Annotated in this window: 19 protein-coding genes; 11 read left to right on the forward strand and 8 right to left on the reverse strand. The window is 38.3% G+C overall.

Going from position 1 to position 26,222, the window contains the following annotated elements:
* Positions 1 to 46 precede the first annotated feature (46 nt).
* Positions 47 to 1,963: a molecular chaperone DnaK gene (dnaK, locus tag H5126_RS04670; RefSeq protein ID WP_002959064.1), complete on the reverse strand. Its 1,917-nt coding sequence runs from the start codon at positions 1,961 to 1,963 to the stop codon at positions 47 to 49.
* 241 nt (positions 1,964 to 2,204) lie between these two features.
* Here dnaK and H5126_RS04675 point away from each other — a divergent pair, with 241 nt between their 5' ends.
* Positions 2,205 to 3,020, forward strand: a complete 816-nt coding sequence (locus tag H5126_RS04675; protein WP_024595563.1) for a thioesterase family protein — start codon at positions 2,205 to 2,207, stop codon at positions 3,018 to 3,020.
* Here H5126_RS04675 and H5126_RS04680 read toward each other — a convergent pair.
* Positions 3,009 to 3,755: an ABC transporter substrate-binding protein gene (locus H5126_RS04680; RefSeq protein ID WP_182716356.1), complete on the reverse strand. Its 747-nt coding sequence runs from the start codon at positions 3,753 to 3,755 to the stop codon at positions 3,009 to 3,011. The genes H5126_RS04675 and H5126_RS04680 overlap by 12 nt on opposite strands.
* A 164-nt stretch (positions 3,756 to 3,919) precedes the next feature.
* Here H5126_RS04680 and H5126_RS04685 point away from each other — a divergent pair, with 164 nt between their 5' ends.
* From H5126_RS04685 to H5126_RS04695, 3 genes are read left to right on the forward strand one after another with little or no spacing between them, the layout of a single operon-like run.
* Positions 3,920 to 5,086 carry a paraquat-inducible protein A gene (locus H5126_RS04685; RefSeq protein WP_024595565.1) on the forward strand — a complete coding sequence of 389 codons (1,167 nt, stop codon included), beginning with the start codon at positions 3,920 to 3,922 and terminating at the stop codon, positions 5,084 to 5,086.
* Positions 5,083 to 6,738, forward strand: a complete 1,656-nt coding sequence (pqiB, locus tag H5126_RS04690; RefSeq protein ID WP_002959056.1) for an intermembrane transport protein PqiB — start codon at positions 5,083 to 5,085, stop codon at positions 6,736 to 6,738. Before H5126_RS04685 ends, pqiB begins: the two co-directional genes overlap by 4 nt.
* A complete protein-coding gene (locus H5126_RS04695) occupies positions 6,738 to 7,346 on the forward strand; it encodes a PqiC family protein (protein ID WP_024595769.1) in 609 nt (202 codons plus the stop codon). Before pqiB ends, H5126_RS04695 begins: the two co-directional genes overlap by 1 nt.
* Here the strand turns inward: H5126_RS04695 and H5126_RS04700 are convergent.
* Positions 7,343 to 7,684: a GNAT family N-acetyltransferase gene (locus tag H5126_RS04700; RefSeq protein ID WP_261765619.1), complete on the reverse strand. Its 342-nt coding sequence runs from the start codon at positions 7,682 to 7,684 to the stop codon at positions 7,343 to 7,345. The two genes, H5126_RS04695 and H5126_RS04700, sit on opposite strands and share 4 nt — an antisense overlap.
* A gap of 201 nt (positions 7,685 to 7,885) precedes the next feature.
* Positions 7,886 to 8,113: a hypothetical protein gene (locus tag H5126_RS04705; protein ID WP_370626123.1), complete on the reverse strand. Its 228-nt coding sequence runs from the start codon at positions 8,111 to 8,113 to the stop codon at positions 7,886 to 7,888.
* Positions 8,114 to 8,436: 323 nt separating this feature from the next.
* Between H5126_RS04705 and H5126_RS04710 the strand changes: the two genes are divergently transcribed.
* Positions 8,437 to 9,819 (forward strand): Na+/H+ antiporter NhaC family protein, encoded by a 1,383-nt coding sequence (locus H5126_RS04710; RefSeq protein WP_182720650.1) that lies wholly within the window; start codon positions 8,437 to 8,439, stop codon positions 9,817 to 9,819.
* Between the two features lie 247 nt (positions 9,820 to 10,066).
* Here H5126_RS04710 and H5126_RS04715 read toward each other — a convergent pair whose 3' ends face one another.
* The gene (locus tag H5126_RS04715) at positions 10,067 to 12,949 is read right to left on the reverse strand and encodes an insulinase family protein (protein WP_182720649.1); all 2,883 of its coding nucleotides are present in this window, start codon (positions 12,947 to 12,949) and stop codon (positions 10,067 to 10,069) included.
* Positions 12,950 to 13,185: 236 nt separating this feature from the next.
* Between H5126_RS04715 and H5126_RS04720 the strand changes: the two genes are divergently transcribed.
* Positions 13,186 to 13,602, forward strand: coding sequence for an MAPEG family protein (locus H5126_RS04720; RefSeq protein ID WP_024594583.1), 417 nt, complete (start codon positions 13,186 to 13,188; stop codon positions 13,600 to 13,602).
* A gap of 67 nt (positions 13,603 to 13,669) precedes the next feature.
* Here H5126_RS04720 and H5126_RS04725 read toward each other — a convergent pair whose 3' ends face one another.
* Positions 13,670 to 14,410 carry a peptidylprolyl isomerase gene (locus H5126_RS04725; protein WP_182716351.1) on the reverse strand — a complete coding sequence of 247 codons (741 nt, stop codon included), beginning with the start codon at positions 14,408 to 14,410 and terminating at the stop codon, positions 13,670 to 13,672.
* 250 nt (positions 14,411 to 14,660) lie between these two features.
* Between H5126_RS04725 and H5126_RS04730 the strand changes: the two genes are divergently transcribed.
* On the forward strand, positions 14,661 to 14,831 hold the full coding sequence (locus H5126_RS04730) for a hypothetical protein (protein WP_182720648.1): 171 nt from the start codon (positions 14,661 to 14,663) through the stop codon (positions 14,829 to 14,831).
* A 92-nt stretch (positions 14,832 to 14,923) separates the two neighbouring features.
* The gene (gene ushA, locus H5126_RS04735; protein WP_182720647.1) at positions 14,924 to 16,558 is read left to right on the forward strand and encodes a bifunctional UDP-sugar hydrolase/5'-nucleotidase UshA; all 1,635 of its coding nucleotides are present in this window, start codon (positions 14,924 to 14,926) and stop codon (positions 16,556 to 16,558) included.
* A 29-nt stretch (positions 16,559 to 16,587) separates the two neighbouring features.
* Here the strand turns inward: ushA and H5126_RS04740 are convergent, their stop codons facing one another.
* Positions 16,588 to 17,532: a hypothetical protein gene (locus tag H5126_RS04740; RefSeq protein ID WP_182720646.1), complete on the reverse strand. Its 945-nt coding sequence runs from the start codon at positions 17,530 to 17,532 to the stop codon at positions 16,588 to 16,590.
* Positions 17,525 to 18,391, reverse strand: coding sequence for a hypothetical protein (locus tag H5126_RS04745; RefSeq protein WP_182720665.1), 867 nt, complete (start codon positions 18,389 to 18,391; stop codon positions 17,525 to 17,527). The genes H5126_RS04740 and H5126_RS04745 overlap by 8 nt, the downstream gene beginning before the upstream one ends.
* Before the next feature lie 251 nt (positions 18,392 to 18,642).
* Here H5126_RS04745 and H5126_RS04750 point away from each other — a divergent pair, with 251 nt between their 5' ends.
* The 3 genes from H5126_RS04750 to H5126_RS04760 all read left to right on the forward strand — a co-directional run bounded on the left by H5126_RS04750 (position 18,643) and on the right by H5126_RS04760 (position 26,200).
* Positions 18,643 to 19,497, forward strand: a complete 855-nt coding sequence (locus H5126_RS04750; protein ID WP_182720645.1) for a S1/P1 nuclease — start codon at positions 18,643 to 18,645, stop codon at positions 19,495 to 19,497.
* Between the two features lie 43 nt (positions 19,498 to 19,540).
* Positions 19,541 to 22,747 (forward strand): TonB-dependent receptor, encoded by a 3,207-nt coding sequence (locus H5126_RS04755; protein ID WP_182720644.1) that lies wholly within the window; start codon positions 19,541 to 19,543, stop codon positions 22,745 to 22,747.
* 336 nt (positions 22,748 to 23,083) lie between these two features.
* Positions 23,084 to 26,200, forward strand: a complete 3,117-nt coding sequence (locus tag H5126_RS04760; protein WP_182720170.1) for a TonB-dependent receptor — start codon at positions 23,084 to 23,086, stop codon at positions 26,198 to 26,200.
* Positions 26,201 to 26,222 lie beyond the last annotated feature (22 nt).

A 26,222-nucleotide genomic window follows, 5' to 3' on the forward strand; every position in this document is an offset into this window, starting at 1 on the left:
TCGATTGAGTTAAGTGTTTTTGGCTAGCGAGAAGCGTTAGCAACAATTACTTGTCGTCTTTCACTTCTTCGAACTCTGCATCAACAACGTCGTCGTCTTGCTTAGCTGATTGCTGTTGCTCGCCTGCATCTGCTGAACCTTGCTGTGCTTTCGCTTGTGCAATTTCCATTAGTTTTTGAGACTTTTCAGCAAGAGCTTGAGTTTTAGCTTCAATCTCTTCTTTGTTGTCGCTCTTAATAGCAGCTTCTAAATCTACAACAGCCGCTTCAATCGCTTCTTTGTCTTCGCTTGGTAATGCATCGCCAGCTTCTTCAATTTGCTTACGAGTACCGTGTACTAGAGCATCAGCTTGGTTACGAGCAGCTACAAGTTCTTCAAACTTTTTATCGTCTTCAGCATGTGCTTCTGCATCACGAACCATTTTTTCAACTTCTTCATCGCTTAAGCCTGAAGATGCTTGAATTGTGATTTTTTGCTCTTTACCTGTATCTTTATCTTTTGCAGATACATGTAAGATACCATCGGCATCAACATCGAATGTTACTTCGATTTGCGGTGTACCACGTTGTGCTGGGCGAATACCTTCTAGGTTAAATTGACCTAGAGATTTATTGTCGCTTGAACGTTTACGCTCACCTTGTAACACGTGAATTGTTACAGCAGATTGGTTATCTTCAGCTGTTGAGAATGTTTGCGATTTCTTAGTAGGAATCGTCGTGTTTTTCTCAATTAATGCAGTCATTACTGAGCCCATTGTCTCAATACCTAGAGATAATGGAGAAACGTCTAGTAATAGTACATCTTTAACGTCACCAGCAAGTACACCACCTTGAATCGCTGCGCCTACTGCAACTGCTTCATCAGGGTTTACGTCTTTACGTGGTTCTTTACCGAAGAAATCAGCAACTGTTTTTTGTACTAAAGGCATACGTGTTTGGCCACCAACAAGAATAATATCGTTGATGTCGCTTACTGATAAATCAGCATCAGCAAGTGCACGTTTAAGTGGCTCTAGAGATTTAGTTACTAAATCTTCAACTAGTGATTCAAGCTTAGCACGTGTTAGTTTCACGTTCATGTGCTTAGGACCAGATGCATCAGCAGTTACATACGGAAGGTTTACTTCAGTTGATTGTGCAGATGACAGTTCAATTTTTGCTTTTTCAGCAGCTTCTTTAACACGTTGCATTGCAAGAGGATCAGTTTTTAAGTCTAAACCTTGATCTTTCTTGAATTCAGCTACTAAGTAGTTAATTACACGATTATCGAAATCTTCACCACCTAAGTGAGTATCACCGTTTGTAGCAAGTACTTCAAACGTGTGCTCGCCTTCAACTTCATCAATTTCAATGATTGATAAATCGAAAGTACCGCCACCTAAGTCATATACTGCAACGATGTTTTCGCCACGGTTTTTATCCATACCGTAAGCAAGTGCCGCAGCAGTTGGCTCATTGATAATACGTTTAACTTCAAGACCCGCAATACGGCCAGCATCTTTCGTTGCTTGACGTTGTGAATCGTTAAAGTATGCAGGTACTGTGATTACAGCTTCAGTTACTTCTTCACCTAAAAAGTCCTCTGCCGTTTTCTTCATTTTTTTCAGTACTTCAGCAGAAATTTGTGGTGCAGCGCGTTTTTCGCCACCTGCTTCTACCCATGCATCGCCGTTATCAGCTTTGATGATTTTAAACGGCATGATGCCGATATCGCGTTGTACTTCTTCGTCTTCAAAACGACGACCAATTAAACGCTTGATTGCAAATAATGTGTTTGTCGGGTTAGTAACCGCTTGACGCTTAGCAGATTGACCTACTAATGTTTCGCCGTCTTGCGTGTAAGCAATAATAGACGGGGTTGTGCGATCGCCTTCCGCGTTTTCAATAACACGTGCTTTGCCACCATCAAGTACTGCAACACAAGAGTTTGTAGTACCTAAATCGATTCCAATAATTTTACCCATGAAACTTCTCCAACTTCAATATTCGTTAATACGTTCGATGACATAGTAAATAGGGATGCGCCAAACTTATTTCAACTGTAAAAATGAAAAAAAATCCATTTTTTGTGATTTATTTACAAAATAACCCTAATAATTGTAAGGAATGGTGATTTTTGCACCGCCAGAGACGTTTTTAATTACTGGTCTGACTAGTTTGGTTGTGTTATAAATTTATTAAATCGCACTATAAAAGGACATCTTCATGCATTTTGAACAATTACTTCTCCAAGCTGCAAAAATTGGAAGTTCAGACAATACCGAACAATTAACTAGCACAATGCAATTTCCAGAAAACTGGTGCCAAGGCAGAACTGCTTTTGGTGGGCTCTCAGCCGCACTGTTGTATCAAGCTATCAGAGGAAAAGTATCCAATGATCGTCGCCTACTCTCACTCAGTACAAATTTTGTAGGGCCATTACTAGCTGATACTCCTTTTTCGTTATCGGTAGAAATATTACGACAAGGTAAAAGCAGCACACAGGTACTCGCCAAAGCCATTCAAAATGAACAAGTGTGTGTAATTGTACAAGCGTGTTTTGCTAAAAGTAGAGAGTCGGGTGTAAATGTGCCTGTTTCAAAGTCTTTAGGGTTAAAACCGGTAGACGAGCGCCATACTCTACCTTTTATTAAAGGCCAGATGCCTGAATTTTTTCAACATGTTGATTTATGCCCTCAACAAGGTGCCATGCCATTTAGCAGCGCAGAAACGTCTCACTTAGGGGGATGGATGCGCTTTAAACATACGCCCGAACAAATAACTGAAGCGCATGTAATTGCATTAACAGATGCATGGCCACCTACGTTATTACAAATGTTTAAACAACCCGCTCCAGCTAGTAGCATGTCATGGTATTTAGAGTTTGTACAAGAGCCAAACTTATCACCTGGCGAATGGCTTGGCTTTGAAGCAATCACTCATCATTCAAAAGATGGCTATGGTTTAGAAGATGGCTGTATATGGTCACAATCCGGTGAGCTAATAGCGCTTACACGTCAAACAGTGGCGTTATTTGATTGATGAATGGGTTTGGCCTTCATCAACAATTCTTTTATAAGTACCGTTTTGCTTGATGAGCGCCAAACCTATATCAAACTCAGTAGCTAAAGAGAGGTTATTAAAATAAGCAGGTCGCTCTGCTTTTGGAAATAAAGTGTAAATTTGCACAGCTTCGGGTGATTTATGTTGATTGTAGTAATAGTAAAAAATACGCTTATCTAACACAATTACATCCACCCAACCTTTTAACAGCTTATCTACCTGCGCCTTTTGATTAATAACCTCTTGATATGAGCTAAAGTGTTTAACATTACTTTTAAATATAGAAGGCAGATATGCAGTTGCATTTTGAAAAGCAAGGACGTTTTTATTAAACATGCCTTCTATTTCATCAATATTATATTTATTTCGCTTGAGTGTGATGGCTACATTTTCATAACTAAGTACCGGTTTACTTGGGTAAATACATGGACTACTTCCTCCTGCATAATTTAAAAGTATATCTACTCCTTTATTATGCAATTGATGCTCAGCGCGTTTATTCGACATATATTGCACATTAATATTGGCAAATCCATTAGCCTTTAACGCGGCTTTGATTAAACCTAGGTGTATACCCGAGTCTGTTTTTTCAAAAACATAGGGCGGAATTGATGCGCTCGCGGAGATAATTACTTCTCGCTCTTTATTAATAGCCACAGCATTTTGCGAACAAATAAAGAGCCACATTAGTATGCAGTACAAATAATATTTCACACGCTTCCTTTATATAACGAGCAGCTTGATGGCAGAACGCGTTGTATTAATGTATTAAATATAGCAAAATTGAAGAAATATTCTTCTTGCTTGGTATTAAATTGCAAACTGTCTGCCCCTGCTGCGATCTGATCATAGATATACCTCGCATAATCGCAAAACAAATGGCGATATGCCCACATTGTCACCATAAACTTTGCGAAGCCGATGTTAATCACGACAGTCGCATAGTTGCACTAAGCTTTAGCGCACTATTAATGTTGCTCAGCAGTATGTTTTACCCTTTTATTTCATTTAGTAGTAGCGGTATAACTCAAACTATTACACTGCCCGACGCGGCTCGAATTTTGTTTAATTATGATAGTGAGCTACTTGGCTTATTTATTGATTTGAGCATTATTGCCCTGCCCATGGGTTTGCTTGTTATTTTAATTCCTTTGCATCTTGGGCTTTTAAAAGCATTACCAGAGAGCATTGCAAGGCGACTACTAAAGTTCACTTTGGCGTTAGAGCCTTGGATTATGTCGGAAATATTTTTAATTGGCGTACTTGTTAGTATGGTTAAAATCATGTCGCTGGCTGATATTAGCTTCGGCACGAGTTTTTGGGCTTATGTGGGGTTTGTTATTTTATACATAGCTGCACTTGTTCACTTAAATCGCCCACGCTTATGGGCTCAAATAAAGCCTGTAAAAGTACTCGAAGGCGCAGAGCATGCTAAACGTGCAATAGATGAAAATATTAAAGCCTGCCATGTGTGCCATCAACTATGTACCGGTAATATTTGCCAGCGTTGCCATACAAAAACACACGTTAGAAATCCTTATAGCGTACAAAAAGCAGCAGCTTGGCTAATTACTTCTGTTGTTTGTTATATTCCAGCAAATGTTTTACCTATTATGCACACCACTAGCCTTGGGGATGAATCCCCTTCGACTTTAATTGGTGGTGTTATTACTCTTTGGAAAAGTGGCTCCTACCCTATTGCCGCTATTATATTTTTAGCCAGCGTTGTGGTGCCACTTGCTAAAGCTTTTGTATTGAGCTTTTTATGCTTTATGGTTACAAGGCCTGCCAATAAACATACAAAAAGTTACACCCGAATTTATCAACTGACTGAGTTTATTGGTAAATGGTCGATGATAGATGTATTCGTGGTTGCTATTTTAGTGGCCTTAGTTCAACTGGGTAATTTAATGTCAGTAACGCCAGGATTAGGCATTGTATTTTTTACAGTTATGGTAATATGCCAAATGATGGCTGCCCATGCCTTTGACCCACGCTTATTGTGGGATTCCCCTAAAAACAAAAAATCAGAGAACAAAGCATGACCGAAACCGCCGAAATAACAAAAGAACCGAAAATTTCCGCTATCTGGATCATTCCGGCAATTGCGCTGTTAGTGGGCATGTGGATGTTATACCAATACCAAGCTAATAAAGGCCCTACTATTTTTATCGAAATGCCACAAGCAGAAGGTATTATTGCAGGTAAGACTGAAATAAAAGTGCGCAGTGTAAAAATAGGTCAAATTGATCATGTTCGGCTATCCGACACGCAAGACAGCGTAATTGCTCGCGCGCAAATAGATAAAAATTACAACGAGCTACTGACTGACGATGCCAAAATTTGGGTCGTAAAACCACGCATTGATGAAACAGGTATTAGCGGGATGAGTACGTTATTGTCTGGTGTATATTTAGAGTTTTCACCCGGTGAAAGTAAAGAACTAAAAGAGCGTTTTAAGTTACAAGATGAACCCGCCCTCATTGGTAAAGATGTGAAAGGTGGTCGTTTTAAATTAATGAGTTACAACGCTGAAGTACTTGATGTAAGCACCGGTATATTCTTCAAAAATTATAAAATAGGGCAAATAGAAACCGCCACTTTTGATTGGGAAAACCAAGCAATGAAGTATGGCGTATTTATTAAAGCCCCTTATCAAAATCTGATCACCATGAACTCAATATTTTGGGTGAACGCAGGAATTGAAATTGACCTATCTGCCGATGGTATCAATATTAATACGGGCTCTTTGAGTAAACTATTAAAAGGCGGTATTTCGGTTGGTTTACCTGAACAACAGGCCCCGGGTGAAATAGCACAAGATGGGCATAGCTTTTCATTAAGCCAAAGCTATAAAGAGGCGTTAGAAGAGCGCTTTTATGATTTTGATTACTACCTAATTGAATTTGAACAGTCAGTTCGAGGACTACGCACAGGTGCACCTGTCGAATACAGAGGTATGCGTGTAGGTACTGTTGTTGAAACCCCTGCCAATGTAATTATTGACGGTAAACCTGCCCACTTTAGAAACCATAATACGGCGGTTCCAGTGCTTATAAAAGTAGAATACGGACGCTTGTATCATGACAGTGCTTCAGCAAAAGAGTATTGGCAAGGCAGTTTAAAGGGCTGGATTGAAAGTGGGATGCGCGCCTCGTTAAAGCCTGGTAATTTATTAACGGGTGCTGTGTATGTAGATTTTGATATATACCCCGACGCGCCAGAAGCGCACCTAGGTAAACTTGTGCAGTATGATGTTTTTCCGAGTATTTCAAGCGGTATAACTGTATTAGCAGATCAAGTTTCTGACGTACTTAATAAGGTAAATAACTTAAAAGTTGAAGATAGCTTGGCACAAATGCAAGCTACATTTACCGATTACCGAGCGCTTGCTAATGAAATGCGAGAGCTGCTAAGCCAAAAAGATACACAAAACTTACCTGGCGACTTTAACCGTAATTTCGAAAAGATGACAAAAAGCATGGAGCAGTTTGAAGTCACTATGCGCCAATTTGATAAAACCATGGCCAGTTACCAAGCCGGTTCTGAACTTCATCATCAAATACAGCAAACATTAAAAGAGTTTAAACGTTTAAGTGAGGGCCTACAGCCTCTAACTCGCGGATTAAACGAGCAACCTAATATGCTAATTTTTGATAAATCATTACCAGCAGATCCAAAACCAAGGAAGCAATAATGAAATCGTTATTTTTAACTGCAAGTTTATTATTACTATTGGCAGGTTGTAGTTCATCAATACAAACTGCGACACAGTATTACCAGTTTGAGCAGCCTATAGGTGCATCGTCTCGAAACGTTGCAGATACAGATGCGCAACTAAGAATACAAACTGTTGTACTTAGAGGCGCTTTAAATAATTTGGGCATTGCTATGAAAATAGATAGCAACCAAATTCATGCTGCAAATTATAACCTGTGGGGCGAATCGCCGGATGTAATGCTTACTGCAACAGCCCAGCAAACACTTTTTAATGCTATGCCCAACTGGATGGTAATAAAAGGCTTACCGGTCATTACTGAACTTGATCAACAAACGTTTTATGAGCTTGAATACGAAATTCACCACTTTAATGGCGATATGCAAGGTAACGCTGATATTTCTGGGCTTTGGCGTTTATATTACACACACCCTGAAACAGGCCGACGCCTTATAAGTATTAATAATTTTTCGCAATTGGTCCCTATTGATGATGATGGCTATGATGGCCTGGTTTCGACACTTGAAGCAACATGGCTAAATATAAACCTAAATGTTGCAAAACAAATAGAACAAGCAAGACTTTAATCGTTAAGTGACAATATAATCACGGCGGTTTTATCATCATTGATAACCGCCTTGCCCTTTATTTTAAAGCCCAATTTTAACAACACATTCTGCGATGCCCTATTATCTGGTGATGTTATTGCACACAGTTTTGTAATTCCAAATTCATGCTTATATTGCAAAAGTGCGCTGGCCGCTTCAAAAACATAACCCTTTTTTTCAAAACCGCTTACAAGTGCAAAACCTAAATCAGGTTGCAGTAACGCGGCGCGTTTATAAAACCCAACAACGCCAACCACTACAGCATTATGCAAAGTAATAATGTAAGGCCCAAAGCCTTGGCGTACATGAGAAGCAATAAATGACTAGGGCCTGTTGACCTTTCAGGATTAAAATTTGTTCAATCTAGGGGCGATTTAATCGCGGCGTGAGGTTTATAACCTAGTGGGCTAAGTAAAAACCGAGCATCAAAGAGTTAATTGCCCCTAGGTAGAACCCTTCGGGCAGCGCATGTTTGGCATTTATGCTGTGTTATCGCCTATTTATGGGGAATAACCACACTACATAGGCTCTGCCTTGCCTAAATACCAAACATACTGCTGCAAATTTAACCTCGAAAGATAAACAGGCCCTATAATGTACGACTTGGCATCATCAAGGGTATAGATTGCTTTATCACCAATATGCTCTATGAAACTCGCCTGATTAACTAGCTTAAGTAAAATAGCTGCATCAAGCTCATTTGCATGGCGCAACAACAATCGATTTGTTTTAAATACAGCGTTCAATGTAAGCTCCTCTAAAAAACTTTGTTTTGCATGTAACTTTTTGTTGACTGAAATTAAAAAGCAGATTATTTTTGCGCCGATGTTTTTACAGGCACAACAATAGCGGTTTGCACTCCTTGCACCGTCTGGCGCCAAAGCCAACGCGTTTCACTTAAGCCGCTATTTAACATAACTGTTTATGTGTCTCTCCCTCGCGTACAAAAGCAGTGACTTGGAAGATAATTTTACAACAAACTTATCATCTTCTTTGTTTTTGTATAAGCAGTTTAAAAATTAATACTATTGTAATTTTTATACATGCTTTTAATTTTGTGAATACTTAAATGCTTGAACCTTCTGCGTTAAGTTTACTGCCACCTTTGGTGGTAGTTGTATTGGCTGTTGTATTACGCCGCCCTATTTTATCTTTACTTATTGGTGCTTTAGTTGGTTTAGTTATCGCCGATCCTGCACAGGTACTTACTAACTTTGCGAGTACATCGCTAAAAGTGATGACAGACGAAACCATCGGCTGGCTAATACTTGTATGTGGTGGCTTCGGTGCTTTAATCGCGCTATTAGTGCGCACAGGTGGCGCATCGGCTTTTGGCAAGTTAGCCCTTAAATACACTAAAGGTAAGCGTTCATCTTTGTTTATGACCTTTTGTTTGGGTGTAGTTATTTTTATTGATGACTACTTAAATGCGCTTACCGTGGGTGAAACCATGAAACGCATTACCGATAAATTTAAAGTGAGCCGTGAGATGCTTGCCTATGTTGTAGACTCTACTGCTGCACCAATTTGTGTACTTGTCCCTTTATCTACTTGGGCGGTTTTTTTTGGTGGCTTACTTGTAGATAACGGTATTGCAGAAGAAGGCAAAGGGATTGCAGTTTATATCCAAGCCATACCGTATATGTTTTATGCGTGGTTTGCAGTGCTTGTTGTTTTACTTGTTGTGCTGGGTATTATTCCTGCGATTGGTCCAATGAAAAAAGCAGAGCAAATGGCGCAAATTGAGCAAGCTCAAGTCGACCCTGCCCAATACAATGACGTTCAAACAGCGGATGAATATGCGGTAAAAGCCGTAGAAGAGAACTTTGAAGATGCTGATCCTAAAGGTAAATTACGTAACTTTTTGGTGCCGATTATTTTACTGGTTGCATTTACTGTTTACTTTGAAATAGACGTATACAAAGGCTTATTAGCAACAATGGCGGTCACTCTCCCATTTTATGCACTACAAAAATTAATGAGCGTAAGTGAAATGATTGAACGCATGCTTGATGGCTTTAAAAGTATGATCCCCGCGATTGGTACTGTTATAGCTGCGTTTATATTTAAAGATGTATGCGACTTAATTAGTTTGCCTCAGTTTGTTATTGGCAGCTTAAGCCCTTATATGACCGCGGCATACTTACCAGCCGTGGTATTTATTTCAATGGCTATTTTAGCGTTTGCAACTGGGTCTAGCTGGGGTATTTTTGCTGTATCAATTCCCATTGTTATGCCACTGGCAAATGCGGTTGATGCAAACATACCACTGGTCATTGGTGCGCTATTATCGGCTTCCTCTTTTGGTAGCCAAGCGTGTTTTTACTCAGATTCAACGGTGCTCGCAGCGCAAGGCTCTGGTTGTAATTTAATGAGCCATGCCGTTACACAATTGCCTTACACGCTAATTGCTGCGGCATTAGCTGTTATAGGCTTTTTGATAATGGCATAAATACTATACCAATCCGCAATAATACTTAATCATTTTGCGGGGCTAAACGAGTCGCTACCTGCGTTAAAAAATTTTCATTTAGAACAACTAAATAGCGAATTTTTTGCCTAGCTATCAACACGTTTTTCCATCCTCAAAATAGATCACTTAATTAAGCGAATTGGTATTATTAGTAAATATAGTGAGATAAATAATAAACCCCAATGTAGTGATACATTGGGGTTTATTTTAGCTACATAAATAAAGCTTATTTTTGTAGTTTAATACCATTGTAATAGGCATCAAGCGTTGTGATTTTAGTTTGATTTGGTAAATCGGCAAAGTCACTTTCTATAAACTTAGTCCCGCGTAATTGCACATTTAAACGTGCAGCATTAGGGTTAAGCATTGTTTGCTTGTAGTAGTCTTTTATATCTGCAAGCGTTACTTTTTCAACTTCATCAATCAGCTTTTGCTTAGAATCAAAGGTAAAGTTTTCACGGTACCAATCGTTTATAAGTGGGCTCATTTCGTCACTTAAGTTTTTAGGCTGCTCTTTAAGTGATACAAGGGTAGAGTTTTTCAGCTGCTCAAAAGTCTCTTCGCTCATGTTATCAAGTTCAACTGCGTATTCTTTTTTAAACTTATCAAAACGAGCTTGTATTTCTTTTGGTCCTTTAACTGGTGTTTGAATATACATACCAATTGCTGAGTAATCCTCGATTGGGCGAGCTAATGCACCTACTGCGTATGCAAGTTGCTCCTCAGTACGCATTTTATCAAACGCAACTGTTCTAAAGTGGCTTTGTAATACAGCTGCTTCTGCTTTTTGTTTGTAACCCGCAACAGGATGAACGGTCATATCAACCACCGCTACATCGGCTACATCGATATCTTTTTGCAGTACCAGTGTTTCGCCCGGTTGTGGCAACCACGCTTTGCTTCGTGCAAATTCACTGCGCTTATGATTACTTGGTAATGTTGCACTTAACTCTTGTGCAATCGCGTCAATATCTTGCTGATCGTAGTTACCGTAACTAAATACGCGTAAATCGTTTTGTGCAAACGTAGCTGTTTTTAATTGTGCTAAGTCGGCAACACTCAGTGAGTCAGCGGCTTTTATAAGCGCATCTGTATCAAAACCACCTGTACGGGTTAGTTTTGAATACTCGCCAAATGCTTGTGCATACGGAAACTGCTTTTGTTGGTTTAGTAAATTACGCTTAAAGCGATCTACCGCTTGGCTAAATGCTTGTGCTGTTTCATCGGCTTTTAATCCGGTTAAAGCTTGTTTAAGCAATACATCTTGCTTATCTGTAAAACCACTCATAGATAAAACAAGACCATTACTCGGCGCAAGGCTTACACTCATACCGGCGATTGCTGCTTCGGTACTTAACTGACTTTGTTGAATATTGTATAAATCAGCCCAAACAGAATAAAGTACTTCTGCTTTAATATCTTTCAAACCGGGTTGAGTATTTATATAAACTTCGACAAGCCCTTTTGGCTGCTCTGCAAATTTTTGACTTGCTTGGCGCCATACTTTTACACCATTTTTATCGTAAGCAAGTTCTGGGTGTTTTTGCTCTTTAAATGCTTGCGTTTTTATTGCAAAATTTTCAGGCAATAAATTGTTTACAGTCGGTAGTGCTAACTTAAATTCGCTTGATTTTTTCCAGCTGGCAATTTCATCATCGCTAATGTCACTGATGCGGTATTTACCGTCGTAAAAGTGTAGTTGTGAGTCTGTCTCTTCTTGCTGCGATACATACCAAATACGAAGGGTGTCGGCATTTAACTGCTCAAGTACATTGTTTACAGCGTCAGCGTCAAACTTTGCATAATAATAAGGTGCATTAATAGCGTGATTTAACGGATAGTCTTGCATGCTTTGCGTAAGCGAGCTTACATAATTAAACTCATCACCTTTTTCTAAAAACTTAAACTGGTTATTAAGGGAAGTACGAATTTCGTTGAAGTACTTGCTATCAACGCCTTCTTTTTTAATTAAATCGATGTACTGCATAATAGTCGCAACTATTTCGTCACGATTTTTCATGCCTTCATCTGTAAGCTCTACATTTACATTTAACGAACCATAGTTGCCATATTGATTTGGTGCAGCTGAAGCTGAAAGCTGAGACACCCATCCTTTATCACGAAGAAGTTGCGCTGGGCTGCCCGGCATTTCATTACTTAGTAAATACGCTACAAATCGGTTTGGTTTAAGTGCAAATTCGCTATTATTATTAGCAATGGTGAAATCAAGTTGCAGCTGTTTTACATCTTCATTTGGTGCATAAAACACGCGTTTTCCGCCAGCGTTATCAAAATCAAGTTTTGCAGTCACTGTTGGTTTTTCGATATTTTTATTTTTTATGTCAGCAAAGTATTTTTGCGCTTTTTGCTCCATTTCAGCAATAGGTAAATTAGAAATAAGCGCAACTTTCATAATATTTGAAGAGTAGTATTTATTATAAAAATCAACCGTTTCTTTATGAAGTGAACTGTTTTCTTTATCGCCAAGGGTTTCTAGGTTACCAATTAAAAAGCGATTAGCCGGGTGATCGCCCATCATTTTACGCGCGAGTTTAAATTGTCCAAAAAAGTCCATTTCGCGGCGCATTGACCACTCTGCGTTTACTGCATTTTTTTCTTTGTCTGTGTATTCTGGGTATAACTTAGGCGCTTTGAAAAAGTCAGCAAAACGGTCTAGCCCTTCATCAAACGCGTCGTTATTAATTTTAAACATGTAATTAGTAATATCGAGCCACGTGTAAGCATTGTGCGCGCCACCATTTTTGGTCATAAAATCAGAATACCCTTTTGTGTCTGGGTAGCGATCTGTGCCTAAAAACAGCATGTGCTCTAAATAATGCGCCATACCTTGTTGCGACATTGGGTCATGCAGTAAACCAACACCAACGCTGAGTGCCGCTGCAGATTTTTCAGCACCTGGATCTGACACTAAAATTACTTCAATGTCATTTGCCAGCTTAAGTGTTTTATATTCGCGGTTATCGTTAGGGCTTACGACTAACGTATCTGATAGTAAAGAGGCCTGAGGCGCCACTGAAACCGAAGCCGTATTTGAACAACCACTTAAAACTGCAAGTGCGATTGCACTAAAACCAATAATCTTTTTCATTTTTGTTTTCCATTAAAAAGTATTGCGCAAAATAGCGTGCGCCAATTCAAAGCAATATAGTTAAGCTAAACTAACATTTTCAATTAATAACTTTCTACAAAATAACGCTATTTTGTGTAACACATTGTGAAAAATGTCTTCATAATTGGATATTAGTTGGGAGTCTGCCAACCTTGCGAGACTAAAAATCATTCAATATCAAAAAATACGCAAATTCTAAATAATAAGGAAAAACAATGGAAAAAATCATCATACTTGCCATGTTTGCACAAGTTACGCTTTCACTGGTTGTCATGCTCATTATGGGTAAAAGGCGCTTTGCCGCAGCTAAAAATAAACAACTAGATTTAAGTGATTTTAAAACAATGCAGTTAGATAAGGCTGGCGACACTATTAGGGTGGCAGATAGAAACTTTTCGAATCAGTTTGAAATACCAGTGCTTTTTTACGCGGGGTGTTTACTTGCACTGCAACTAAATAGCGCCAGTACACTTGTGGCAATACTGGCCTGTTTATTTGTAGCAACACGTATTGTGCATAGCGTTATTCATTTAGGTGAAAACAACGTACGCGCACGTTTTAAAGTGTTTTTACTGGGTTGTGTTTGTGTGTTTTCAATTTGGCTAGCAATGGTTTGGCGAGTACTATTTTAAATAGCAAAGTTTAATAATAGTAATGTGGACGGCTGGTTTAGGCCATCCACATTAACGTTAATTTTAATTATTTAGCACGTTTTAAACGAGGTACCGCAAGTAAAAAAGCACCTAAAAGCCAAATTAACCCGCCGCCAGAACTGCTGCTAGAATCTGTTGATGTGTCAGAATCAATTAACGTATTTTCAGTAACAGTAAGGCCTGCTGCTGAATTAGGATCATCATCCATTACCGCCACATTTTGAATAGTCACTAAGTTAGCACTACTAATTGTTACATCAGTACTTGCACATTGCTCAGCAGTAATATCAACCACGGGTGTTTCACCACAGTGTACTAACGCTGCAATTTTATCTAAAGTTGATTGGCTTGCTGCAGTAATTTGTCCAAACACAGTAAAGCCACCATTTTGCGTATCAAGTGCTGCACTATTGTCTGTAATATTAAAAAACCACTGACTTGTTGCGCTATTAGCATCACCCGATAATTTAGCCATCGCAATGGTGCCCTTAACATTAGAAAAAACGGGCTCATTTTCTACAGCAGGCTTTGTAGTAATCGCATCTAGCGAATCAGAAAATGTAAATCCACCACCTTGAATAACAAAGTTACTAACAGAGCGGTGAATTACTGTTTCGTTATATGAATCGTCTTGAACGTAACTTAAAAAATTTGCGACTGTTTTGGGGGTTTGTTGATCAAACAAGTTAATCTCTATGACACCTTGGCTCGTGTTCATTTCAACTATAGTAGCGGTGCTTGTAAAACTTGCTGCAGCAAATGCTGAGCCAAGTAAAAGTTTTTTCATGTTTTATTCCTGTTGTTATATTTTTTAAATAATTAGTTAATGCGTTAACACATTAATGCCATCGGCGACTAAAATCGATTCTAAAGTGTGAGTTGATACAATTAAGACCGTGTTGATAACAAATTAATTACATATGCCATTATTTATATTCTTTTTTGCTATATAAATCTAACTATTTAAAATTAAATCATCTTAAAAGCATACCTACTTTTTGTTACCTTTAAAAAACACAAAACAATAGGAACTGACGATGCAACATACTGAACACACAATTTGCGACTTTGGTTTACACCGAGGCGAAGCTTACACAAAACTACCCGCTAGCTTTTTAACGTGGATGATTGCAACAAACCATGAAAAATCTAAATATGCGAGTGAAGAGTTAAAGCGCAGAGAAACAGCTGCAACAAGCCGTAATTAAGGTAAAATGTAAATAAGTACGTTTTTTTCGCATAAAACTAGTTTAAACTAGCCGCTCAATAAATTAAGTGGGCCTTAATAGACAGGTATTTTATGCGAATAATTATTTTATTTTCAGTTTTTTTAAGCGTACTTGGGTGCACATCGGCAACTTCCGACCCAAGTGCAAGCAACTCTCCTGCAACTCAATATCTAACTGTACTTCATACGAATGATAATCACGGCCGTTTTTGGCAAAACGAAAAAGGCGAATACGGTATGGCCGCTCGCAAAACGTTAATTGACTCTTTACGTAATGACGCCCAAAAGCAAGGTCATGCCGTTTTACTTCTCTCTGGTGGTGACATTAATACCGGTATTCCTGAGTCAGATTTACAAAAAGCAGAACCTGACTTTAAAGGTATGTCGCTGATTGGTTATGATGCAATGGCATTAGGCAATCACGAATTCGATAACCCTATTGATGTTTTGAAGCAACAGCAAAAATGGGTGAACTTTCCTTTTCTATCAGCCAATATATTTGAAAAAGAATCAGGCGAACATGCGTTTGATAGCTATAAAATATTCAAAAAAAATGGCTTAACTATTGCTGTTATTGGATTAACAACAACAGACACAGCTAAAATTGGTAATCCTCAGTATATTGGCCACTTAGAGTTTAAAGACCCTGTTGACGTTACCGCAAAACTAGCTAAAGAAATAAAAGCTAAGTACAACCCTGACATTACCATTGCGCTGACTCATATGGGTCATTATGTTGATGCTAGCTTTGGCATTAATGCACCAGGTGATGTAACACTTGCTCGCTCACTTCCTGCAAACACACTTGATATGATCATTGGCGGTCACTCACAAGAACCTGTGTGTATGAGTGATACAAATGTAAATGACGATAACTTTAAACCTGGCCTTGCCTGTAAACCAGACCAGCAAAACGGTACTTACATTATGCAAGCCCATGAATGGGGTAAGTATGTTGGTAAAGCTGAGTTTAAGCTTGAAAACGGAAAATTAACGTTACTAGACTACAAACTTATGCCTGTTAATTTGTATGTAGATAAAGTTCAAGCTGATGGCTCTACTAAAGTAGTATTAGCAAACGAGTACATTAAACCAGACCCTAAACTTGAATCTTATTTAGCGGTATACCAAGCTAAAGGCGCTAAACAAATTGAAGGTACCATTGGTGAAGTAGATGCTCGCTTAGAAGGTGACAGAAACAAAGTTCGTTACCAACAAACAAACCTTGCACGTGTAATTATTCAAGCTCAAATGGATGTAGTAAATGCAGACTTTGGATTAATAAGTGGCGGTGGTATTCGCAGCTCAATAGAGGCTGGTAAAGTAAGCTATAAAGATATTTTAAAAGTACATCCTTTTAAAAACCGCATTACTTATATGGATTGGCAAGGCAGTGATTTATGGGATTACTTAAATACAGTAACGAGCTTCCCACCGGATGCTGGTGCTTATTTACAATACCATAAAATATCGTTTGAGCGTAAAAATAATCAGTTGGTTAATGTTTTGATCAATGGCGAACCGCTTGATAAAAATAAAACATACAGAATGAGTCTAAATAGCTATAACGCATCAGGCGGTGATGGTTATCCTGCACTTACAAATAAAAAAGGCTTTGTAAGTACAGACGAAACAGATGCTAAAGCACTTCAAGACTTTATTTCAAAAAATAGCCCTCTCAAAGCGGCTGAATTTACCCCTAAATAACCTCTAAGAATAAGAGGAAAGTAATCTAGTTACTTTCCTCTTATTTCAATATTACCTTTTTTAATATTTGCCAGCCCATAATTATGCAAACGAGAACGAGAGCCTTCTCCATAGGCTTTAGGTGGGTAATATAACTCTTTTTCTTCAGGACACTCGCTAAGTACTTCATCTAATGCCGCACGTATCTCACTCAAGGTTTTTTCTAGGCTATTATTAAAATTAGGCCTTTTTCTAACCGTATGACCAAGCTCTACCAACCTATAAAAATACTTGTTAGCGAGCTCTAGAAGCTCCTCTGGTACATCTTTATTATGACTAAGCGCTACATCATCGTTATTTGTACAATACTCTACAAGTGCTAAATAAAAGCATAATGGCTTATTGGCTAAACCCACTTTTTGCTCTGCATTACAACTACTTGATAGTGTTTTATCGTTAAGGTCAACTATAAGCATCACCGGCGTAGGCTCTGTAATTGACTGATGCTGCACATTATTAAACTGCTTATTACTTTGTTTAATAAACGCAAACTTTACCCAAAAACTAATCAACACACTTAATACTAAAAATATAAAATAGTAAATAAAATGGCTCAATGTAAAATGGGTTTGCTGAACGTTAAATACAACTAATACAGGTCCGTTATTAGTGCTCAAACTACGTGTTAGTTGGTGTAAGTTTACAGATGCTAGCATTTCGCCTTTTGCTGTAATAGCAACAACTTTAAGATCGTTCGAATTAATGTGGCTATTTAAGGTTTTAATGTAGCTATTAACTGCATCTTTATTCCCCGAATGCTTTAGCAGCTCATTTGATAAATCAAGTAATGGTAAGTCGAGTGCTATTTGCCTTTCTATCTGCGTTATTTTTTGTTTAGTTACTTGCTGGCTTTTTTGAATTACAGAAATATAAAACACAGAAGATAAAGTTAAAAATAAGCATAGTAAAACAAGTAGTTGTTTATATTTACTCATCACTAACTTCCTCTTTTAAGTTTACTGAGCTAGTACCGCAACTCCAAAACGATTGTGCATTTTGATAATAATGCAAACTTTGATCTTTAGACATATCAAGCAAATTTGCCTGTACTGCACATAATAAATCAGTATTATTTTGCTGCATTTTTAAATACCATCTTGTTCCAGTAATATTATTACTCAAAGGCGTAATATAGTTTTTTGAAAAACGTTTTTCGTCACTCTCTTTCCAAAACGAAGCAATAATATCTACTTTTCCGTCGGCGAGTAAATCGCGTAATTCGTTATGAGAACTAGCATAAGTGATTTTCAAATTAGCTAAATTTATATCCAGTTCTTTAAACATTTGCTTTGGTAAAATATGCCCTGATCGGCTGGTAGGATAATCAAGCAAACCTATGCGTTTATCTAAAAAATATTGTTTAGTAATTCGAGGTTTTTCTTTAGAAGATATAAAAAAAGCCGTGTAGTCAGAAAAACCAACTACGGGTTGGTAGTTATAGGTCGACTCCGCTTTAAATGCAGCCATAATATTGCTTTTAGCCAAAATTAGGTCAGCAATTCCTTTACCAACAAACTCAAAGCTATCTGCCGTTCTATATCCCCAATACCCTTTTACCGAGCCATATTGCTTAGCTACTACGTTATCAGAGCATAACTTTTGTGTTAATAACTTGGCTATTTTTTTTGATTGTGTAAAAACAATTAATTGGCCTTTATTACTTGTAGCAGTTGTTTGACACTCAGTTGAGGTTTCTATCATAACTGGAAAGTGTAATTCATCATTGTATACACTAACTTGACCGCAAATCCATGTAACGACCAACAACAGAAACAAAAATGTAACAATTAACATTTTGTGCAACACAATATTTTTATAATTCAAAGCAATGCCACCCAAAAATAGACAATATAGTGTATTTGAACAATTTCGCTTACCTATTACAACAAGTAATTTTACCTGTTAAACATAAAATACTGATTTTAAACACAATTTAATAAGAAACTATGAATTTTAATAAGTCCTTCCTATCAACATTAAAAATGAGGACAATTGACCGCATTAGCTTATAGCAACCCCATGAAATATTCATTTAGGAAGTTTTAATGCATAACAATATAAAGTACTCGATATCTTCTGCGCTTTTGATTAGTGCGATATTCACAAGCACTAACTCACACGCTTGGGGTCAAAATGGCCACCGTATTGTAGGGCAGATTGCACAATCTCATATAAGCGAAACAACTAAAGCAGCAATACAACCCTACCTTGATGGTGAATCACTTGCACAAATATCAACCTGGCCTGATGAAATGCGCTCAGCTCCTGGCGAGTTTTGGCAAAAGCAATCATCTCGTTGGCATTATATTAATGCAGCCCCAGGAAAATCTTTCAGCTTCAATCACGATCATACTAAAAACAAAGAATCTGTAAGTAATATCCTCGAGGGTATTCACTATTCAATGCAAACACTTACTGATACCAACAGCACGTTAGATGCTAAACAGTTCAGTTTACGTTTTTTAGTACATTTGGTGGGCGACAGTCACCAACCATTTCATGCTGGTAGAGGTGAAGACAGAGGTGGTAACCGTATTAAGGTTTCATTTTTTAACGAAGAAACAAATCTTCACAGCCTTTGGGATACAAAGTTAGTTGAGAACGAGAATTTGTCGTTTACTGAGTACGCACAATTTATTGATACAAATAACAGCGAGTTAATTGCTGAGTATTTACAAAGCTCACCTATGACATGGGTTGAAGAATCACACAATTTAGCAACAAAAATTTATAAGTACACCAACGACGAAGTTGGGTACAGCTACATTTATAACAACACTCCAATTGTAAAAACACGCCTACAACAAGCGGGTATTCGACTAGCTGGACTATTAAACGCCTTATTTGACCCTTCTGCAAAAGAGTTAGATACGGCACTAAAAATGACGACTGATAAATAAACAGTATTAAATTTATATAACCTACACACGGGAAATCAACATTATGACTAAGCTTCGCCTTTCGAAATTAACTGGAGCGGTAATTTTAGCTCTAGGTGTTTCTACAAGCGCAATGGCTGCTGATACTTCATCTGCAATGCGTGGTAAAATTACAACGCCATCAGGTGGCAATGCTGCAAACGTTAAAATCAAAGTAGTTCACCAACCAACGGGAACTATTAGCGAACTAACTACAAACGAAAGTGGTACGTTTATCGCTAATGGTTTACGTGTAGGTGGTCCTTACATGGTTATCATCGACTCTGATACGTTTAACGATACGACTGTTGAAAATATCTACTTGAACCTTGGTGAAACTTACCGCTTAAGCTCGCAGCTTGCTCCGCTAAACATCGAAAAGATTGAAGTGTCTGGTTATAAGATTGTTCAGCAATCAGGTGGCTCTAGCAGTACATTTGGCTCTGACACTATTGAGAATATGCCAAGCTTTAACCGTGATATTAAAGATATTGCGCGTTTAAATCCACTCGCCAGCATTAATGGTAGTGGTGAGCTAACGTTTGCAGGTAGTAACCCGCGTACCAACGGCTTAACTGTTGACGGTATTGGCCAAAATGATGACTTTGGTTTAAGTTACGGTGGCTACCCTACTTCGCAACCACCTGTAGCACTTGATGCAATTGAGCAAATTTCTGTTGATGTATCTCCGTTCTCAGCCTCTAAAGGTAACTTTGGGGGAGGTACCATTAATGCAGTAACAAAATCAGGTACTAATGAGTTTAAATTTTCTGGCTTTTATGAAATATCTACTCCTGATATTGCAGGTGATGTAGACAGTATTTCTCAAGTATATGCAGATGGTAACCCTGTTTTAGATGAAGATGGACACCGTACATACGTTATTGATCAGGTAGAACCAATTCAAACTGAGAAACGTTATGGCTTTAATGTTGGCGGCCCATTAATCGACGATACTTTGTTTTACTTTGTTAACTACAACAAATGGACAAGTGAACTTGATTTAGATTACGGTTTTGAAGGCTCTGGTGCAACGAATGAATATGATGTAACAGAAGAAAGCTACAACCAATTTATTAATATTTTAAATAATGAATACAGCTTAACCGATTCTCTAGGTGGTGACCCTAAAGATACAAACGAATCATTGCTTGTTAAATTAAGTTGGAATATTAATGATGATCATCGTTTAGATTTCACTTACCAATGGCAAGACGATAAAGACGAAACAAATGTCGGCACTGGCGGTAGTACAGTAAGCTTAGCGTCAAGCCGTTATACTTACGCTACTAAATTCAATAATTTTGCGACAAAATTATATTCAGACTGGAATGAAAACTTCTCAACTGAAATTGGTATCGCTTACAAAGATGTATCATCAAGAAGCTTAACTAACTCTGATATTGGCTTTGTGAAAGTTGAAGAGTACTTCCGTGGTCCAGCTTATGAGTTTGGTACAGATGAATTCCGCCATGCAAATAGCTCATCGACTGAAAACTTAACGCTTACTTTCGATGCCACTTACTTAATGGATGAGCACGAAATTAACTTTGGTATGCAGTATGAATCGCTAAATTTATATAACTTATTTGCATCTAACTCATTAGGTTCTTGGGAATTTGATGACTTCGAAGGTTTTGCAAACCGTGAAGTGGGTAACTTTAGAGGTACATACGACTTTTCTTACAGTAACGCGTACACAAATAACCCAAATGACACTGCATACGATGCGACACGTAACCAGTTAGCACTTTATATCGAAGATACTTTTTATGTTGGTGATGATTTAGAAGTAACAGCAGGCGTTCGTTATGAGCGTTTATCATCAGACGATAAACCAACTTTAAACGAAAACTTTTTAAATACTTACGGCTTTAGCAATCAAGAGAATCTTGATGGTTTAGATATAATTTTACCGCGTATTGGCTTTAAATATTATGCAACTGAAGCATTAACCATTAATGGTGGTATAGGTCGATTCCAAGGTGGTATTCCAAACGTTTGGTACAATAACTCTTTCCAAAATGACGGTATTACATTTGTTGAAGCACCACAAAGCGCTATTAATGATTATTACGCCAATAACCAAGCCGATATTACGCAAGTACCTGACGCTATTAAAAACACGTTAGTCCAAGGTGCCGGTAGCACAAACTATGTTGACCCTGATTTTGAGCTTCCATCGAGCATAAGAGCTCAAGTTGGTTTTGAATACGAGTTTGACTCAGAACTACTTGGAGAAGGCTTCAAATGGCAAGCAGAAATTGCTTACCATAAAAAAGAAAACGAAGCTGTATGGCATAACACTGCTTTAAACCCAATTGGTGTTGCTGCTGATGGTGAGCGTGTAATTAACGAAAGTATTTATACTGGCGACCTTGCTGATAACTTTGATATTGCAATGACTAATTCATCTGACGATGGACGTTCAATCATTATTTCTACCGGCATTGCAAAAGAATTTGAAAATGGCCTGTATGTTTCTGCAAGTTATGCACACCAAGACGTAACTGAGGCCTCATCGGGTTCATCTTCTCGTGCTCAGAGTAACTACCAATACGACATTACACGTAACCGTAATGAAGACTTTGCAGATCGTGGTTCATACGAAGTAGAGCACAGTTTTAAAGTAAACCTAGCGTATAACACTGAATTTTTCAGTGGCTATGCAACTAAGTTTAACGTGTATTTTGAGCGCCGCTCTGGTCGTCCATTTAGCTACACTATGGGTATGTATCAAGATAGTGACCTAGGTGACACACGCGACTTTTACTCAAGCTCAGCTTACCTAGCTTACATTCCAACTGGCGCTGATGATCCAAATGTAAATTGGGATGAGTCTGGTTTATCTTGGAATGAATTAGAAACGCTTCTAAATCGTGCTGGTATCTCAGAACGTGGTGAAATTTTAGGCCGTAACTCAGGTACTCAACCTTGGGTTACTACGATGGATGTAAGTATCAAACAAGAAATCCCAGGTTTTGCTGAAGGTCACAGCGGTGAGGTTTACTTCATGGTTGATAACTTCGCAAACTTACTAAACAGTGATTGGGGTGTTGAAAAACGCTTAGGTTTCTCTGATCAAGCTGTTTATGATTTTGGTGGGTTAGATGATGAAGGTCGTTATATAATTGATGGCAAATTTAATGGTGCTGACGTTCGTAACTACAGTCAATACCAAACTAGCTCATCAGCTTGGCAGGCTAAAGTTGGTATTAGCTACAAGTTTTAAGTCTTAATAGGTAAGTAATAACACATTAAGTTATTTGTTAACAAAACCCATTGCAAAATTGTGATGGGTTTTTTGTTTTTCGCACCCCAATTTCACATGTTTGTCATAAAGCCCACGTAATATATACCCCGATATAGAGTTATTGCTCAAAAAAACACTCAAATAGACAAAAATAGTACTATTTATTAAAAATATATTGCAGTTGTATTTTATTTGTAACGAATAAATAAGGTACACTAGTAACGGATTTTGAATAAATGAACTTTAACTGTTTATTTTGAAAAATTTTAAAATAAAAATATAAAAATTTAATTAATAACTACACGGGAAAATTAAATGAAAACTCAATTACGCAAAACAGCTCTTTCACTTGCTATTGCAGCATGTGTTGGTGTAAGTGGCGCTGCAATGGCTAACGAAACGACCTCTGCAATTAAAGGTCAAGTAATGGGGCCTAACGGCAACCCAGCAGCCGGCACTAAAGTAACAATTTTACACGTACCTTCTGGATCAGTAAAAACAACTGAAGTAAATGACGCAGGTTATTTCACAGCTAAAGGCCTGCGAGTTGGCGGTCCTTATAAAGTAATTGTTGATTCAGATGTATATGCAGACCAAGAATTCAATAACATTATTCTTAATATTGGTAACGATTATCCAGTAAACGTTTCTCTTGAGTCACAATCAAGCATGGAACAAATTGTAGTTTCTGGCGCGCCAATTAGCGCTATGTCTGGTGGTACTGGTCCGGCGTCTACATTTACGCTAACTGATCTTGAAAATACACCAGCTATTAACCGTGATTTAAAAGACATTATCCGTATCGACCCACGTATCACAATTGATGATAGCCGTGGTTCAATTAACTGTGGTGGTGGTAACCCTCGCTACAACAGCTTAACGCTAGACGGCGTTCGTATGAACGATAACTTCGGCTTAAGCTCAAATGGTTACCCTACTATTCGCGCCCCTTTCTCTTTTGATTCAATTGAACAAGTTTCAGCTGAGCTTGCACCGTTTGACGTTCAATACGGTGGTTTTACATCATGTAACATTAACGCTGTAACCAAATCTGGTGGCAACGATGTTCATGGCGCTGTTTTCTACGATTACACTAGCGACTCTTTCAAGGGTGATAAAATTGAAGGTGATGACGTTGATAACGGTAACTATACTGAAAAACGTTACGGCTTCAACGTAGGTCTTCCACTAATTGAAGATAAACTATTTTTATTCACTTCATATGAAAAACTTGAAGGTGTTCAACAGTTTAACTACGATGGCTTAAGCAGTGGCAGTGTAACTGCTGATGATATCTCGCGTATCACTAGCATTGCTCAAACTGTATATGGTTACGATGTAGGCGGAATGCCTTCAAGTATGCCTGTTGAAGATGAAAAAATCTTAGTTAAACTAGATTGGAACATCAACGAAGATCACCGTGCAAACTTAATCTATAACTACAACGATGGTAATACTGTTTCACAGTCTGATACTGGCTCTAGCCGTGTATCACTATCTAACCACTTTTATGACCAAAGTGCAGAATTCACTTCAATCATTGCATCTGTTTACTCTGATTGGTCAGATGACTTCTCTACTGAAGTTCGTTTAGGTAAATCAGAGCTAGATGCAACGGTTCAGTCATTAGATGCTGCAAGCAGCTTTGGTGAAATGCAAATACGTACTGATAATGGCGGTACTGTATTCATTGGTCCAGATGATTCTCGTCAATCAAACGATCTAGATTACGACACAACTACATTTAAAGTTGCTGGTACTTATTACCTAGATCAACACACAATTACTGCTGGTTACGAGTTTGAAGAGCTATCTGTTTTTAACTTGTTCGTACAGCAAACAGAAGGTGAGTGGCGCTTTGACTCAATTGACGACTTTGAAGCAGGTCAAGCAGCGCGTATCTACTACAACAATGCTGCAGGTACTAATAACCCGAATGATGCGGCTGCAAGCTTTAAATATGCGCAGCATACATTCTATGTCCAAGATGAATACGCATTCACTGACTTAGATGCAACCATTCAGTTTGGTTTACGTTACGACAAGTACACAAGTGATGACGTTCCTAACTTTAACCAAAACTTCACTAACCGTTACGGTTTCAGCAACCAGTCTACATTCGACGGTATTGACTTACTGCAGCCACGTGTTGGATTCCAATGGTATGCAACTGACGAACTTGAAGTACGTGCTGGCTTAGGCTTGTTCTCTGGTGGTAACCCGAACGTATGGCTGTCTAACTCATACTCTAACGATGGTATTACAAACATTAGTACGCAGTTCCGTGGTGTAGATTTATTCAATACAGCTAACGTAAACGGCGGTACACCTGGTTTTGACGTACCACAAGGTATGTTTGACATTGTTGCAAATACAGAAATTGGTGTAGGCGATGCAACAGTTAATGCTGTAGACCCAGATTTTGAAATTCCTTCAGAGTGGAAATACTCTCTTGGTGCTACATACACAACTGAAGACGAATACGTAATCTCTGTAGACTACCTATACTCGAAGAAGAAAGATGCTGCATTGATGCGTGATATTGCACTTCAAGATAGCGGCGAAACAACGTTTGATGGTCGTCCTATTTACGAATCAATTGAAGGTCGTTCAAACGAATACTTACTAACAAATGTAAGTGGTGATAGCGGTGATTCATCTGTTATCTCATTAGCGGTTAGCAAGATGTTTGATAATGGTGTAAGCGTTAACTTTGGTTATGCCTACACAGATTCTGATGATGTTAACCCAATGACAAGCTCTGTAGCTGGTTCAAACTACGGTAACATTGCGCTAACAGATCCAGGTAACCCAGGTGTTGCTTCATCTGATTACGAAATTCCACATCGTTTCACTATGACTCTTGGTTATACTCATGAGTTTGTTGATGGTTTTGCTACTCGCTTTAATCTATTCGGTGAAGCATATAAAGGCTTACCATACAGCTACACGTTTGATGGAAGTGATGGTACTTTTGGTGACAACAACTGGAATGGTAACCGCCAGCTATTGTATGTTCCACTTGAAAACGATCCAAACGTTGTTTACAACATGAGTGCTGCTGATATCAATGAATTCAATGAATTTATTGCATCAAATGGTTTAGAACGTGGTCAAACGACTAGCCGTAACGCAGAAAACTCTGATTGGTTTGTTAAGTTTAACTTTAAAGTTACACAAGAGCTTCCAGGCTTTATGGAAGGCCATAAAGGTGAAGCATTCTTCGTAATTGATAACCTTACTAACCTGTTAAACGATGATTGGGGCGTACTTAAGAAAGGTCCTTTCGTTGGTGCTAGCATGATTTCAACATCACTTGATGATCAGGGTCGTTACGTTTACTCTGACTTTAATGCGAATAATGCAAATACATCTGTACAATCAGATGCATCTGTATGGCAAATGCGTGTAGGTGTTCGTTACACTTTCTAATTTAGAACTGTAACCTAAAACA

Source organism: Pseudoalteromonas sp. SG45-3 (assembly GCF_014164075.1).
GTDB lineage: Bacteria > Pseudomonadota > Gammaproteobacteria > Enterobacterales > Alteromonadaceae > Pseudoalteromonas > Pseudoalteromonas distincta.

Excerpts from the sequence above, each read along its gene's own strand:
- dnaK (WP_002959064.1), bottom strand. The coding sequence starts at position 1,963 with ATGGGTAAAATTATTGGAATCGATTTAGGTACTACAAACTCTTGTGTT.
- H5126_RS04675 (WP_024595563.1), top strand. The coding sequence starts at position 2,205 with ATGCATTTTGAACAATTACTTCTCCAAGCTGCAAAAATTGGAAGTTCA.
- H5126_RS04685 (WP_024595565.1), top strand. The coding sequence starts at position 3,920 with ATGGCGATATGCCCACATTGTCACCATAAACTTTGCGAAGCCGATGTT.
- pqiB (WP_002959056.1), top strand. The coding sequence starts at position 5,083 with ATGACCGAAACCGCCGAAATAACAAAAGAACCGAAAATTTCCGCTATC.
- H5126_RS04695 (WP_024595769.1), top strand. The coding sequence starts at position 6,738 with ATGAAATCGTTATTTTTAACTGCAAGTTTATTATTACTATTGGCAGGT.
- H5126_RS04710 (WP_182720650.1), top strand. The coding sequence starts at position 8,437 with ATGCTTGAACCTTCTGCGTTAAGTTTACTGCCACCTTTGGTGGTAGTT.
- H5126_RS04715 (WP_182720649.1), bottom strand. The coding sequence starts at position 12,949 with ATGAAAAAGATTATTGGTTTTAGTGCAATCGCACTTGCAGTTTTAAGT.
- H5126_RS04720 (WP_024594583.1), top strand. The coding sequence starts at position 13,186 with ATGGAAAAAATCATCATACTTGCCATGTTTGCACAAGTTACGCTTTCA.
- H5126_RS04725 (WP_182716351.1), bottom strand. The coding sequence starts at position 14,410 with ATGAAAAAACTTTTACTTGGCTCAGCATTTGCTGCAGCAAGTTTTACA.
- H5126_RS04730 (WP_182720648.1), top strand. The coding sequence starts at position 14,661 with ATGCAACATACTGAACACACAATTTGCGACTTTGGTTTACACCGAGGC.
- ushA (WP_182720647.1), top strand. The coding sequence starts at position 14,924 with ATGCGAATAATTATTTTATTTTCAGTTTTTTTAAGCGTACTTGGGTGC.
- H5126_RS04740 (WP_182720646.1), bottom strand. The coding sequence starts at position 17,532 with ATGAGTAAATATAAACAACTACTTGTTTTACTATGCTTATTTTTAACT.
- H5126_RS04745 (WP_182720665.1), bottom strand. The coding sequence starts at position 18,391 with ATGTTAATTGTTACATTTTTGTTTCTGTTGTTGGTCGTTACATGGATT.
- H5126_RS04750 (WP_182720645.1), top strand. The coding sequence starts at position 18,643 with ATGCATAACAATATAAAGTACTCGATATCTTCTGCGCTTTTGATTAGT.
- H5126_RS04755 (WP_182720644.1), top strand. The coding sequence starts at position 19,541 with ATGACTAAGCTTCGCCTTTCGAAATTAACTGGAGCGGTAATTTTAGCT.
- H5126_RS04760 (WP_182720170.1), top strand. The coding sequence starts at position 23,084 with ATGAAAACTCAATTACGCAAAACAGCTCTTTCACTTGCTATTGCAGCA.